The following is a 12,925-nucleotide window of genomic DNA, read 5'->3' on the forward strand; positions in this document are numbered from 1 at the left end:
CGAGATCGAGGCGAACGACCGGCTTCATCGGGTTCGGGCGGTCGAGAGAGGGTGCGCCGCCGTAAAGCGCGATGCCGGGGCGCAGCAGGTGGTTGTGGTACTCACGACCCAGAAAAATACCTCCGGAGTTGGAAAAACAGACCGGGACATCAGGAAACGCAATCGTGGCCTGCCGCATCGCCGACAGCTGTGCCGCATTGCAGGCATGGCCCGGTTCGTCGGCGCAGGCGAGGTGGCTCATGACGAAGGCGATGTCGATACCATCGAGCAGTTGCGGCTGGGAAGTGAGGGTTTCCAGCTCTTCGGGGGAAAGGCCGAGGCGGCACATGCCGGTATCGATCTGTACGGCAGCTGCAAGTTTCCTGCCGAGCGTCTTGGAATGGGCCGCCCATTGGGCGATCTGCTCCAGCGAATTGAGAACCGGTGTGATCGCCATGGCGGCGCAGGAGGTCTCATTGCCGGGTTGAAGGCCGTTGAGGACGAAGATCCGCGCCTCGGCGGGAAGACGCAGCCGGAGCGCCAGCGCCTCGTCAATATGAGCGACGAAGAAATGGCGACACCCCGCATCGAACAGGGTTTGCGAGACCATATCGGCACCGAGGCCGTATGCATCGGCCTTGACGACCGCCGCCGTCTGGCATGCGGGCGCCATCGCCGCAAGTGCCAGATAATTGTCGCGCAATGCGCCGAGATCGATGGTCAGATGGCCGCTCGCACCACCGGCTGCCTGCTGGCGGCTGATCTGCATGTCCATAGTCGCTCACCCTCATTTTTGTCTTATGAGAGTATTGCAACGATTATCGAATTTCTTGGCGATTATTCGAAGGAAATGCGATAGAATTGGCAATCGCGCAATTTTCTTTTGCTGATTGGAATTTTCTATGTCGTCACTCGATGCGACCGACCGCCATATCATCCGGCTGCTTCGGCTCAACGCCCGCATCAGCAACGCAAAGCTTGCTGCAGAGGTCGGGCTTTCGCCATCCGCGTGCTTGCGTCGCGTCGATATTCTCGAACGGGAAGGGATCATCCGCGGTTACACGGCGCTTACCAGCGGCCTCGCCGGCGGTGAGGTGATTTCGGTCATCGTGCAGATCACGCTCGACCGGCAGACGGAGGATTTTCTCAACCGTTTCGAAAATGCGGTGCGGCGATATCCGGAAATCCGCGAATGTTATCTCATGACCGGCGGTTCGGATTATTTCCTGCGTTGCGAGGCAGAAAGTGCGGGGGATTTCGAGCGCATCCACAAGGAGATACTCTCTAAGCTGCCGGGGGTCTCGCGTATTCATTCGAGCTTCGCGATCCGGAATGTGCTGGCGACGCCGAAGGCGAGGTAGCATCGAGTGTGGGGCTTCACCCCCACCACCGATAAAAATGATGCACCGGCCCGCGCCCATGTCCAACGGCAAGCCCCCGGCCAGCATCGAGCGCCCCATTCAAATAATCCTTCGCCAGCTCCACGGCCTCCAGCAACTCGCTTCCCCTCGCAAGATGAGCCGTGATCGCCGCCGCCAGCGTGCAGCCGGTGCCGTGATCGTTCTTCGTCTCTACGCGTGCAGCGGAAAGCGCATGTATGGTGCCATCTGCAAACAGATAGTCCGTGCTGTCAGGCCCCTCACCATGACCGCCCTTGATGAGCACCGCTTTCGCGCCCGCTTTCAGGATCGCCTCGGCCTGATGATTGATGTCCGTTTTCGTATCCGCTATCGGCGTGCCGGTTAAAAGCGCCGCTTCCGGCAGGTTCGGCGTAACGATGGTCGCGATTGGCAGAAGCTCGCGCCGCAATGTCTCGATGGCGTCCTCTTGCAGCAAACGGTCGCCTGACGTCGCTACCATGACTGGATCCAGCACCACGGGCTGCGATTGCCGCCGGAGCCGCTCCGCTATGGCTGCAATGGTTTCGATACGGGAAACCATGCCGATCTTCACCGCATTGACGGTGAGATCGGAAAACACCGCATCCATCTGCGCGATGATGGTGGTCACCGAAATATCCTCGACCGCAGTTACGCCTCTGGTGTTCTGTGCGGTGATGGCGGTGATGACGCTGGCGCCATAGGCGCCGAGCGCGGAGAATGTCTTGAGGTCGGCCTGTATGCCCGCACCGCCGCCGCTGTCGGATCCGGCAATTGTCAACGCAATTGATGTCATGGCTGTCTCGCTTTCAGGGTGGCATCGATTGCGGAGCGGAACTCCTTGGTCGCGCCGGCAATATCCGCCGCGCGGAAGATGGCGGAAATCACCGCGACTCCATCCGCACCGGCGGCCATGACAGAGGGGACGCGGGAAAGATCGATGCCGGCGATGGCGCCCACTGGCATGTCCGGCCGCCATTCCCTCAGTAGGCCACGGAGTGTCGAAAACCCATCGATACCGACAGGCTTGTCCGGGTTGACCTTTGAAACCGTGTCGAACACACCGCCGATGCAGGCGTAATCGGCGGGCATGGAGGCTGCCCGTTCGGCGTCGGCGCGGTTCTTGACCGTGAGGCCGATGATCGCCTTTTCGCCGAGAATGCGCCGAGCGGTTCTGGCGTCCATATCGTCGGCGCCAAGATGCACTCCATCTGCGCCCGAGGCGAGCGCAACATCCACCCGGTCATTGATGACGAGCGGCACGCCGGTGCCGGCGATGGCCTCGTGGATGGCGCGGGCGTTTTCGATCATCTCCCGTGTCGAGCCGTGCTTGTCGCGATATTGCAGGATGGTCGCGCCATTAAGTGCAGCCGCCAGAGCAAGCTCAAAGAGAGGCGCGACATCGCCGAGGCTCGCATCCACAAGCGCGTTGAGGCGGTAATCAACCTTGTTCATTCTCGATCCTCGCATGATTGATGATATCTTCGCCGGTAATCGCCGAAAGCGCGTCCAGGAATGCCGGTTCGAACGTGCCGGGACCTTTGGCACAGGACGCGGCTAGTTCGGCGGAGACGCCGGTGACGGCAAGGGCGGACGCCGCCGCTGCCAAAGCATCCTGTTCCACCGCCATGAAAGCAGCGATGACGCCTCCCGAGAGGCAGCCCGTACCCGTTACCTTTGCCATCCAGGGATGGCCGTTTACGATCCTGACGCGTCGCGTCGCGTCGCTCAGGTGATCTACCGGCCCGGTCTCGATCCTGATTGCATCTGGCACCTCGCCGATCAGGCTCATTTCGGCACGGTTGCCACGCACGATCGCGGGAGAGAGAGTGATGAGCTCACGCGCGAAGGCCAGCCGGGATGAAGAATAGTCACAATGCACGGGGTCGACGATCCAGGGCTTGCCTGAGGCGTTGGCGATCTCCACTGCCAGCAGGATAACCTTGCGCCGTTCCGCATCCAGCGTGCCGAGATTGATGGTCAGCGCATCCGCCTTGGCAACGAAGCTATCGATTTCCTCCAGCGACGTGGTCATGGAGGGAATGCCGCCGACAACGGTAATCCCGTCGGCGGTGAATTTTTGTACCACGGTATTCATAAGGCAATGTACGCGCGGACGCGCCTGTCTGACTTTTTCAAGGATTTCGGCGGCCTGCGTGGTCGTGGGGAAAGGGATGGTCATGGCTGCTTTAGCTCCACGGCGATTTCGTCCGCCGCCGGCGCCTTCTTGATGAGCTGCATTTCCTGCATGAAGGCGCCAAAACGCGCATAGCGGGCGCGGTCGAGTGCGGCAGGGCGCTTGGCAAAACGCGGCAATGTGTCGAAGAAAGCCTGCTTGTTCAGTGCGTCATCGAGATTGGGATAGGCCTTGATGAAAAGCTGCCAGGATTCCTGCGGGTGATTGGTGATGAAAATAGCGGCCTGTTCCACGGCGGAGAGTAAACGCGGCAGGCGGCTGTCTGTTGCGAGATCGCGATGGGTGACGAAGATCAGTTCGTCATAGGCCGGAACACCATGTTCCTCCGGAAAGAAGGATCGGCCTTCGTGGCCCTCGAGCTTCATCTGCGTCAGTTCGAAATTGCGGAAACCGCCGAGCGTGGCGTCCACCTTGCCTGCGATGAGCGATGGCGACAGGGAGAAATTGACGTTGATGAGTTCCACATCGTCTTTCGTCAGACCGTCCTTTTCCAGCATGCGCTTCAGCATGGCATCCTCGAAGCCGGATACGGAAAAACCGACTTTCCTGCCCTTCAGGTCCTTCAGGCTTTTGATCGGTCCGTCAGCCAGCACGGTGACGGTGTTTAGCGGCGTTTCGACCAGTGTGCCGAAACGGACGAGCGGCAGGCCGGCATCGTGGTCGAGATATAGGTTGGGTTGATAGTGCACGCCGATATCGGCCTGTTTTGCCGAAACGAGGCGCGGAACGGCGGAAGGATCTGCCGGCGGAACAAGTTCAACATCGAGCCCCGCATCCGCAAAAAGGCCCCGCTCTTTCGCGACGACCATCGGCGCATGGTCGGGGTTTACGAACCATTCCAACAATACCGTAAGCCTGTCGGCCGCGTGTGACTGAACGGGGGCAAATATGCTTGCCGCCGCGATGACGAAAGAAAGAAGAGTTCGCTTCATGATGCTGAAATTCTCCGTAAATACCCGAAAGGAATGGTGTGTTCTGTTTCCCTGGCCCAAGGCGCCAGATGGGCGGTGGCGCGATCCACCGCCAGTCGCAGCAGCACCGCCATGATGGCGAGTATCGCCATGGCGGCGAACATCGTGTCGGTCTGCATGCGGGCGTTTGACTTGATCATCACGAATCCAAGCCCTGCCGATGCGCCAACCCATTCGCCAATGACAGCGCCCAGCGGTGCGAGGGGTGCGGCCACCCGCAGGCCGGAGATAAGCGAAGGCAGCGCCAGTGGCACGCGCAACCGGGTGAGAACCTGCCAGTGGCTTGCCTGCGTCAGCGAGGCGGCATCGAGAATGGCGCGATCCGTCCTGTTGAGGCCATCGGTGAAGGAGGAGGCGACGGGAAAGAAGATGATGATCGCCGTCATCACCGCTTTCGAGGCCATGCCGAAGCCGAACCAGAGGACGAGGATGGGCGCCAGCACGAAGACCGGAAAGGCCTGCAAAACCAGAACCATCGGCCAGACGAGGCGACCGAGACGGGGGATTGCCGCGATGGTGAAAGCCACGACAATACCGACCAGGACGCCGGCCGTCAGTCCAACGGCCATTTCGAGAAATGTAACCATGGCCTGCCCCAACAGGAAACCGGGCTGGCGCAGGAAGGCCGCGGCGACATCGGTCGGCGCCGGCATGATATAACGGGGTGGCGAGAACAGCCATGTGCCTGCCTGCCAGAGAACAAGCAGGAGACCGACACCGTTCAACGCATGGGCGGCACGCATGAGCCGGACCTCAGACGCAGACGCACCGGGCGCGACGGACAAAAACTTTCAGCATCATCATTCGGTCTCCACACGTGACAATCGCGGAGATCAAGACAAAGCGGAGAAGAGAAAGGGCAGCGCCTCAAAGGCGCGACAGTTTCCGTTCCTACGCCGGCATGATCCGGATCAGGTTCAAGGGTCCGGCTCAACGCCATCTCAGCACCGTCTGGTGCTCCCCTCGGAATGGGTCGGAAACTGTCGTTTTTTTAGCTGGCTGTCAACGGCTCAGATGGTGCGGAGCTGTTCAAACAGGGTGACGTTGGCACTATCGGCGCGGTAGAAAATCGCGGGCCGGCCGAGTGGTGCTTCCACGGTAACCTCGTTTCCACCGCGATGATGCACGCCGCTCCACAGATGTACCCACTGGCCATCGCCCGGAAGATAGAGGGTGCGTTGCGCTTCTCCCGCTTTCCAGACAGGGGCCACCAGCATGTCGGGGCCATAGAGATAGCTGTCCTGAATGGCGTAAGTCTGCCGGTCATTCTCGTAATGCAGGAAAAGCGGGCGTTGCACCGGAAGCCCCGTTCTGGCCGCTTCGGCGGAGAGCGATTTCAGATAGGGGGCAAGCGCGACATAGACTGTCGTCATGCGGGCGAAATGGGCGAGAACCGTTTCATCCTGATCGATCTGCAGATTGTCACGCGGGCGGTTGCCCTCATGGGTGCGCATGACCGGCGTGAAGGCGGCCATCTCCGTCCAGCGCATGATAAGTTCCGCGGTGCGGACATTGCCGAACAGGCTGGTGTAACCGCCGATGTCGGAATGGTGATAGGCATTGCCCATGAGGCCGGAGGAGAGCGCACCGCAAATGACAGTGACAAGTCCATCATGACGGGAGAAGTCGACAGACTGGTCACCGCCCCAGATCAGCGGACAATGGGCCTGCACGCCGGTGAAACCGGCCCGCATGAAGAACAGTGCTTCGCCAGTTTTGCCACGACTTTTGACGCCCTTCGCGTTAACCTCGGCCCACAGGGTGGGCCATGCATTGTGCATCAGCTTAGCGTCGACGCCGTTCGAAAGCTGGATATCGATCGGCAGATATTCGCCGAAATCAGCCATCCACCCGGAAAGGCCGAAATCCAGCATGTTCTTGCCGATGATTTCTTCGGCAAACCAGTCGGCGGCAGCCGGATTGGTGAAATCGACGACGCCGCAATCGAACTCGCCGAAATCCACCAGGGCCGTTTTTCCTTCCGCATCCGTTGCGAAATAACCGGCCTGTTCGGCCACCGGGAAAAGCGGGCCGTCAACGCAGAGATAGGGGTTCACGTAACCCAGGAAGCGGATGCCCTGATCGGCAAGCTCGGCGATCTTCTGGCGCAGATGCGGATAACGGGTCTCGTTCGCCTGCCAGTCCCAGAACAGGCGTGCGCCAAAGGATGTCTGGCGAAGCCCCACCCAGTCCTCACACCACAGGCCCGACACGAGCGTTCCGGCTGCGCGGATTTTCTCCAGCCGCGCAAACGAATTGACGCCATCCTTTAATCCAATGACCGCGCCATTATAGATCCATTCCGGCAATTGCGGCTGCCGTCCAAACCGTAGGGACAGCGCGGAGACGATATCGGTGAAACTGTCGCCGGCGAAAAATTCGATCTTTTCAGGGATGGCCCAGATTTCGATCTCGTGGAAATCGCCATTGCGGAAATCGAAGACCGAATAGGCGCTCGTTTCCACATGCAGCGCGTATCTACGCGACGAGAGATAGGTCGGCTGCGGATAGTTGGTGTTGTAATAATCACCGCCTGCCTTGCCGTTGACGTCTGACTTGAAGGTGATTTCGGTGGTCTTGTCGCGGCCAACGCCGGGCTCGGAGGTCCAGAGCGGAAAGCGCCGTCCGCGCATGTCGAAATAGGACATCTGCTCGCCGCCGCCCCAGACATGCTCGTCCGTTTCCGCAAAGATGCGCAGCCAGAGGCGGTTGATGGTCTTGTCCAGCGCCGTCAGCAGGATGGCATTGCTTTCGAGTGTCAGGCGAAGGCGAGGGGTCTGTCCCGGTGCGGAGGAAAGCGTGACGCTATCGCCGCTCATCTCGGCGTGGCGCAGGGCAGTTCGTTCGACGATGTAGTCTTCGATATCGAAATTGCCGCGATACATATCCATCCGTTCCTTGCCGAAACCGGCGAAGAAGGCCGGCTCGTCGGGCGAATGGGAAAGGATGGTGCGGTTGCCGATCGCAAGCGTAAATCCATCGTGGGTCTTTTCGAAATGCATGACTTAACCTTTTAGCCCTTGAGACCGCCGGCGGTGAGGCCAGAGACAACCCGTTCCTGGAAGATGACGATGAGGATCGCGACCGGCACGATGCCAACCACCAACGCTGCCGAAATGACCGGCCAGGGGAAAGCGAACTCCCCCTGATAAAGCTGGATGCCAACGGGCAGTGTGCGCAGCGCAGGGTTGGAATTGAAGGAGAGCGCCAGCAGGAATTCGTCCCAGGCATTCACGAAGGCAAGGATGCCTGCGGTGAAGACGCCCGGCGCGCAAAGCGGCACGACGACCTTGAACAGCGCGCCGATGCGGGTGCAGCCATCGATCATGGCGGCGTTTTCGAGATCGCGCGGAATACTTTCGAAGAAGGAAACTAGCATCAGCGTGCACACCGGCAGTGAAAGCACCGTGTAGGGCAGGATCAGCGCCGTCCAGCTGTTGAGCAGATTGAGCGCCCGCATGATTTCGAACAGCGGCACAAGCAGCGTCACCAGCGGAAAGGTGGAAACGGCGATGATGAGCGACAGGATAAGCGCGCGGTATTTAAGGTTCAGCCGCGCCAGTGCGTAAGCCGCCAACACCGAAATCAGGATGGTCAGTGCCGTGGAAAGCAGCGCCACCATGAAGCTGTTGAACAGGAAGAGGTGCAGCGGCTGATCCGAAAAGGCCTGCATGTAGTTGGCGAGTGTCGGCGCGTGTGGAAACCAGGTGATCGGCTTGACAGTCAGCTCCGCCTCGGTTTTCAGCGAGGTGAAGAGGATCCAGATAGCCGGGAAAAGGCCGTTTATCAGAAGAATGGAGGCCGCGATGAAGCGCAGCGGCTTGCCAGAGAAGAAGGACGACAGACCGGAAGAGGTGGCGACGGTGCTCATGGGATCAGTCCTTCGTCCTGATGATACGGAGGTAAACGGCGGTGACGCACATGGAAAGCGCAAACATCATGACCGCTAAGGCCGAACCGTAACCGAGATCGAGGAAGGAGACGGTGTTCTGGTGGATATACATGGCAAGCGTCGTGGTGGATGTGCCGGGGCCGCCGCCGGTCATCATGTAAGGAATATCAAAGGTCTGTAGCGCCGTGATCGTGCGGAAGATGAGGGCGACGATAATCGATGGCTTCAGAAGTGGCAGGGTGATTTCGAAGAACTGCCTGATCTTGCCGGCGCCATCCACATCCGCTGCCTCGTAAAGCGAGCGCGGGATGGTCTGCAACCCGGCGAGGATCATGAGCGCCATGAAGGAGGAGGTCTTCCAGATGATCGTCAGGCAGATGGCGGCAAAGGCCCAGTTCGGTGAGTTGAACCAGATAATGCCTTCAAAGCCCAGCCGGTTCAGCACGTCGTTGACCACACCATATTCATAATGGAAGAACCACGCGAAGATGAGACCTGCAAAGGAGAGCGGCAGCGCCCAGGGGATAAGAAGGGAAAGCCGCATTGGCCACTGCATGGAGAAAGGCAGGTTGGCGAGCAATGCGAGGCCAAGGCCCATGAACAGTGCGCCGGGCACGGTGATCAGCGTAATCAGCACCGTATTCCAGGTCGTTTCCCAGAAAATCGGATCGTCGAACATCGCCGTGTAATTTTCAAAGCCGATGAATTCCGCCGGCAGGCCCGAGGTCAGCGACAGGCTGAAGAAGCTCGTATAGACGAGCCGCGCCACCGGATAAACGATGATGAGCGAAAGCAGGATCGCCGCCGGCGCGAGCAGCAGCACGGCCAGCGACCGGTCGCCGAGATCGAGCCACCGCGTCCAGCGCGGCTGCGGTTTCTCGTCCACCCGAACCATGGTTCTTTCCGGCATTGTCACGTCTGCCACTCCCGCAACTGGATTCACGTCATCGTCTCCCGGTCGGACCGGTTTATGTCCGGCCCGTTTCGCGCCCTTGAGGCGCCTTTCATCCTGTCAGTCGAAACGGCCGGAAGGGGCGCGGTGCACACGCCGCCTTCCGGCCCGAAGCTCATCGCAGAACGCGCCGCAGACGGCTTTCCATCTGCTTTGCGCCATCCTCCGGCGTCATGACACCGGCGAGCACACCGTTGACCGTGGTGCGGATGGTCTCGCTGACCTCGTTGTAACGCGGCGTCACCGGACGGGCCTTTGCTGTTTCGACGACCGGCAGGGCATCCGCGAACCACGGGATTGCCTTGGTCACGTCGGCATCCTTGTAGAGAGCGGCGTAGGTGGGCAGGAGCGCTGCATTGATGGCCATGAACTTCGATACATCCTGACTGGAGAGATATTCGACAAGCTTCTTGGCTTCATCCTGCTGTTTGGAATAGGCGGACACGCCGAATTCCCAGCCGCCGAGGCAGGTCGTCTGCTCACCGCCTTTGACCGCGGGAAGGCGGGCGACGCCGACCTTGTCGCTCACCTGCGATTCCTTGCCTTGGAAATGGGTCCAGGCATAGGACCAGTTGACGGCAAAGAGAACCTTGCCGGCCTGGAACTCCTTGCGGGTGTCGTCGGTCGCCACCTCCGAAATGTTCTTCTTGGAAATGCCTTCGTCGACAAAACTCTTCCAGAGCTTCAGCGAATCCACCGCCGCCTGGTTGTCGAAGTTCAGCTTGCCGTTTTCAACCAGCGACTTGCCTTCGCTCCAGTAGGGCAGGAGGAAGGTGCAGACCGCGCCTTCGATCGCTTTGCCCTGGAAGGACAGGCCCTGAAGCTCCGGGTTCTTTTCGCCTTCCATGACCTTCTTGGACGCTTCCTTCAGCTCGTCCCAGGTGGTCGGCGGCTTGATGCCGTATTTGTCCAGCAGGTCCTTGCGGTAATAGAGGAACATGGAGTCGGCGAAGGCTGGCAACGCCACGATCTTGCCGTCCACCGTGTTGGCTTCGGCATAGGTCGGCAGGTAGGCGGACATGTCCTTGCCGGCAAAATCGCTGGTCCAGCCGGCTGTTGCAAATTGCGCGGGACGGATGACGTCGAGCATCAATACGTCGAGGCTCGAATCCTTGGCCGACATCACGGTGTTGAGATATTGCGCCTGCATTTCCGAGGTGTTGCCGCCGGTCTCAATGACCACCTTCACGCCCGGCGTCTTCGCCTCATATTGATCGAGCGCCTTGCGCCAGACATCCGGCTGATGCTGGCTGGAAACGAAGATCTTCAGCTCGGCATCGGCAAAGGCCTGACCTGAAAGAGCGAGCACTGTTGCGCAGAGCGCTGCGCCCATGAAGGCTTTGCCCCGGATAGTTTTGAATGTCATGTGTTCCTCCCGTTATTAATCCTTGGCCGTGGCATTTTGCCTGGCAATCAGTGGATCGAGCGCTCTGTTGTTGCGTCGAAAAGATGGACCTTGGACGGATCGACCCCGATCCGCAGTTCCTCGTTCGGCGTTGGCCGAAGCTGCGGCGGCATCCGTGCGGTCAGCGCCGCGTCGCCGAGGCTGAAATGGACGAGCGTGTCCGAGCCGAGCGGCTCCACCACCTGCACCTTGACCGCAAGCTGCGTGTCGAAGCCCTCAACGGGGCCGAAATGTTCCGGGCGAATGCCGACAATGACTTCGCGCCCTTCGAGACCCGTTTCGCGGGATGGCCGGATAGCCGCCATAGGCAGGAAATTCCCGTCCGAGAATGTCAGCCGGTCGCCATTCACCTTGGCTCGCGCGAAATTCATGGCGGGCGCACCGACGAAACCGCCGACGAACACGCTTTCAGGGCGGTTATAAACCTCATCCGGCGTGCCGACCTGTTCGATATCACCGCCGCGCAGGATGACGATGCGGTCCGCCAGCGTCATCGCCTCCACCTGGTCATGGGTAACATAGATGATGGTGGTGCCCAGCTGCTGGTGCAGGCGTTTGATTTCCGTGCGTACCTGTCCGCGGAGTTTAGCGTCGAGGTTGGAAAGCGGCTCATCGAACAGGAAGACCTGCGGGCGGCGAACGATGGCGCGCCCCATGGCCACACGCTGACGCTGGCCGCCGGAAAGCTGTCCGGGCCGCCTGTCGAGAAGGTGCTCGATGCCGAGCATCTTTGCCGCCTCATCGATGCTGGCATTGGCCTGCGAAGCGCTGACACCGCGCACCTTAAGGCTGAAGCCCATGTTTTCGCGCACCGTCTTGTGCGGATAGAGCGCATAGTCCTGAAACACCATGGCGATGTCGCGCTCGCGCGGCGGCAGCCGGTTGACGACACGGTCGCCGATCTTCACCTCGCCGCCAGTAATGCTCTCCAGCCCTGCGACCATGCGCAACGTCGTTGATTTGCCGCAGCCGGAAGGGCCGACAAATACGACGAATTCGCCATCGTTGATTTCAAGGTCGATGCCCTTGACGATGCGAAGCGCACCGTAACTCTTGTCCAGCTTGCGCAGGCTGACTGAAGCCATATTTTCCTCCTCACGACCGGCACGCCTGAAATTTCAATGGACGCAATAGCCGGTATCAACCTTCAAGTTCCCCGTACTGCATCTTCGAAAATCGAGCCCGATTGTCTGGCAATAACGTGGGGTGGCGAAACGCCTGTCTCCCTGTGGTCGTGATATTACCTTTCACTAAAAGGAAATCAATAGTGCATCAATTTTATTTCTGACAGAAATCAAAAACTACTAAGTCATTGATTAAAAGAAATATATCCGCAAAATCGCCCGCTGGCGGGCAGTGGTTGGCTTGCCTGCTGTCAAATTCGGTCACTCCTGTAGATCACGCGAATTTTGCGCAGACTCAACGTATGCGAGAAACGTAGCGCGCCACGGTGTGGTCAAACCAGGTCCAGGAAACTTCTGCCACCACACCATCCTGCGCCTGGCTGAGACGCAGGACGCGGGGCACGGATGCGCCTGCTTTCTGGCCGAACGCTTCGGGCGTCCATTCTGGCACTTCACCGAGATCGACGCGATCCTCCGCCTTCGATATCCAGAGGTTGAGGCGAGTGCGGTAATAGAGGTAGAGAGATTCCGACATATTTTCGATGGTGATCGTGTCAACATAGGAACCATCAAGCCAGATTTCCTCGATGGCGGCCGGTTTGCCGGCGATGCGCCGCAGACGACGAATCCTGTGTCCTTCGGAGGAAGTGCCAAAAGAGGGCAGATCGGCGGGCTTCGGTAGCCGGGTCACATCCAGAACCTCCGCTGTCGGCAGGCCGCCGCCCTCGATCAGTTCAAGCCGGAAGAAAGCGTAGACGCTTTGCGGATCGCTGACCGCGCGGATGTAGTTGCCGGAACCCTGTACGCGCTCCAGAAGGCCGCGCTCCTGCAATTCGGCGAGCGCCTTGCGTAGCGTACCGACGGCGATGCCGAGATCGGCAGCCATATCGCGCTCCGGCGCAAGCTTCTCGCCGTCGATCAGCCGCCCTGCTGACACTTCGCGCACCAGCATTTCGGCGATCTGCAGATACATGGGCAAACTGCCACCAGTGTGTCTCATATGCCGTTTCCTCCACCCGAAACAAA

13 protein-coding genes and 1 riboswitch are annotated in these 12,925 nt (G+C 59.7%); of the genes, 1 reads left to right on the forward strand and 12 read right to left on the reverse strand.

Annotation, left to right across the window (positions count from 1 at the left end; all coding sequences use genetic code 11):
• On the reverse strand, positions 1 to 754 hold a 754-nt coding region (locus DOU54_RS27995; RefSeq protein WP_286079888.1), incomplete at its 3' end, for an alanine racemase.
• Positions 755 to 881: 127 nt separating this feature from the next.
• On the opposite strand from DOU54_RS27995, the gene DOU54_RS10920 reads away from it, so the two are divergent.
• Positions 882 to 1,340, forward strand: coding sequence for an Lrp/AsnC family transcriptional regulator (locus DOU54_RS10920; RefSeq protein ID WP_004438693.1), 459 nt, complete (start codon positions 882 to 884; stop codon positions 1,338 to 1,340).
• Between the two features lie 16 nt (positions 1,341 to 1,356).
• On the opposite strand, the gene thiD is transcribed toward DOU54_RS10920, so the two are convergent.
• From thiD to DOU54_RS10975, 11 genes are all read right to left on the reverse strand, one after another.
• Complete coding sequence (gene thiD / locus DOU54_RS10925; RefSeq protein ID WP_113731274.1) at positions 1,357 to 2,154, reverse strand: bifunctional hydroxymethylpyrimidine kinase/phosphomethylpyrimidine kinase; 798 nt, start codon at positions 2,152 to 2,154, stop codon at positions 1,357 to 1,359.
• Positions 2,151 to 2,813 carry a thiamine phosphate synthase gene (gene thiE, locus DOU54_RS10930; protein WP_113731275.1) on the reverse strand — a complete coding sequence of 221 codons (663 nt, stop codon included), beginning with the start codon at positions 2,811 to 2,813 and terminating at the stop codon, positions 2,151 to 2,153. Before thiE ends, thiD begins: the two co-directional genes overlap by 4 nt.
• Positions 2,800 to 3,540 (reverse strand): hydroxyethylthiazole kinase, encoded by a 741-nt coding sequence (locus tag DOU54_RS10935; RefSeq protein WP_113731276.1) that lies wholly within the window; start codon positions 3,538 to 3,540, stop codon positions 2,800 to 2,802. The genes thiE and DOU54_RS10935 overlap by 14 nt, the downstream gene beginning before the upstream one ends.
• Positions 3,537 to 4,487 carry an ABC transporter substrate-binding protein gene (locus DOU54_RS10940; protein WP_113731277.1) on the reverse strand — a complete coding sequence of 317 codons (951 nt, stop codon included), beginning with the start codon at positions 4,485 to 4,487 and terminating at the stop codon, positions 3,537 to 3,539. The genes DOU54_RS10935 and DOU54_RS10940 overlap by 4 nt, the downstream gene beginning before the upstream one ends.
• A complete protein-coding gene (locus DOU54_RS10945) occupies positions 4,484 to 5,269 on the reverse strand; it encodes an ABC transporter permease (RefSeq protein WP_113731278.1) in 786 nt (261 codons plus the stop codon). The genes DOU54_RS10940 and DOU54_RS10945 overlap by 4 nt, the downstream gene beginning before the upstream one ends.
• A 128-nt stretch (positions 5,270 to 5,397) precedes the next feature.
• Positions 5,398 to 5,500: riboswitch (TPP riboswitch) on the reverse strand.
• A gap of 36 nt (positions 5,501 to 5,536) precedes the next feature.
• Positions 5,537 to 7,528, reverse strand: a complete 1,992-nt coding sequence (locus tag DOU54_RS10950) for an alpha-glucosidase (RefSeq protein ID WP_113731279.1) — start codon at positions 7,526 to 7,528, stop codon at positions 5,537 to 5,539.
• A gap of 11 nt (positions 7,529 to 7,539) precedes the next feature.
• Positions 7,540 to 8,397, reverse strand: a complete 858-nt coding sequence (locus tag DOU54_RS10955; RefSeq protein ID WP_004438712.1) for a carbohydrate ABC transporter permease — start codon at positions 8,395 to 8,397, stop codon at positions 7,540 to 7,542.
• A 4-nt stretch (positions 8,398 to 8,401) separates the two neighbouring features.
• Positions 8,402 to 9,313: a carbohydrate ABC transporter permease gene (locus tag DOU54_RS10960; RefSeq protein WP_035208133.1), complete on the reverse strand. Its 912-nt coding sequence runs from the start codon at positions 9,311 to 9,313 to the stop codon at positions 8,402 to 8,404.
• A gap of 172 nt (positions 9,314 to 9,485) precedes the next feature.
• The gene (locus DOU54_RS10965) at positions 9,486 to 10,736 is read right to left on the reverse strand and encodes an ABC transporter substrate-binding protein (protein ID WP_113731280.1); all 1,251 of its coding nucleotides are present in this window, start codon (positions 10,734 to 10,736) and stop codon (positions 9,486 to 9,488) included.
• Between the two features lie 47 nt (positions 10,737 to 10,783).
• Positions 10,784 to 11,860 carry an ABC transporter ATP-binding protein gene (locus DOU54_RS10970; RefSeq protein ID WP_113731281.1) on the reverse strand — a complete coding sequence of 359 codons (1,077 nt, stop codon included), beginning with the start codon at positions 11,858 to 11,860 and terminating at the stop codon, positions 10,784 to 10,786.
• Between the two features lie 334 nt (positions 11,861 to 12,194).
• Complete coding sequence (locus DOU54_RS10975) at positions 12,195 to 12,899, reverse strand: GntR family transcriptional regulator (protein ID WP_113731282.1); 705 nt, start codon at positions 12,897 to 12,899, stop codon at positions 12,195 to 12,197.
• Positions 12,900 to 12,925: the final 26 nt, after the last annotated feature.

It is taken from the genome of Agrobacterium sp. MS2, assembly GCF_003261015.1.
Classification (GTDB): domain Bacteria; phylum Pseudomonadota; class Alphaproteobacteria; order Rhizobiales; family Rhizobiaceae; genus Agrobacterium; species Agrobacterium pusense.

Coding starts and splice junctions, on each gene's coding strand:
- DOU54_RS10950 (WP_113731279.1), bottom strand. CDS start 7,528: ATGCATTTCGAAAAGACCCACGATGGATTTACGCTTGCGATCGGCAAC.
- DOU54_RS10955 (WP_004438712.1), bottom strand. CDS start 8,397: ATGAGCACCGTCGCCACCTCTTCCGGTCTGTCGTCCTTCTTCTCTGGC.
- DOU54_RS10935 (WP_113731276.1), bottom strand. CDS start 3,540: ATGACCATCCCTTTCCCCACGACCACGCAGGCCGCCGAAATCCTTGAA.
- DOU54_RS10960 (WP_035208133.1), bottom strand. CDS start 9,313: ATGGTTCGGGTGGACGAGAAACCGCAGCCGCGCTGGACGCGGTGGCTC.
- thiD (WP_113731274.1), bottom strand. CDS start 2,154: ATGACATCAATTGCGTTGACAATTGCCGGATCCGACAGCGGCGGCGGT.
- DOU54_RS10920 (WP_004438693.1), top strand. CDS start 882: ATGTCGTCACTCGATGCGACCGACCGCCATATCATCCGGCTGCTTCGG.
- thiE (WP_113731275.1), bottom strand. CDS start 2,813: ATGAACAAGGTTGATTACCGCCTCAACGCGCTTGTGGATGCGAGCCTC.
- DOU54_RS10975 (WP_113731282.1), bottom strand. CDS start 12,899: ATGAGACACACTGGTGGCAGTTTGCCCATGTATCTGCAGATCGCCGAA.
- DOU54_RS10970 (WP_113731281.1), bottom strand. CDS start 11,860: ATGGCTTCAGTCAGCCTGCGCAAGCTGGACAAGAGTTACGGTGCGCTT.
- DOU54_RS10965 (WP_113731280.1), bottom strand. CDS start 10,736: ATGACATTCAAAACTATCCGGGGCAAAGCCTTCATGGGCGCAGCGCTC.
- DOU54_RS10940 (WP_113731277.1), bottom strand. CDS start 4,487: ATGAAGCGAACTCTTCTTTCTTTCGTCATCGCGGCGGCAAGCATATTT.
- DOU54_RS10945 (WP_113731278.1), bottom strand. CDS start 5,269: ATGCGTGCCGCCCATGCGTTGAACGGTGTCGGTCTCCTGCTTGTTCTC.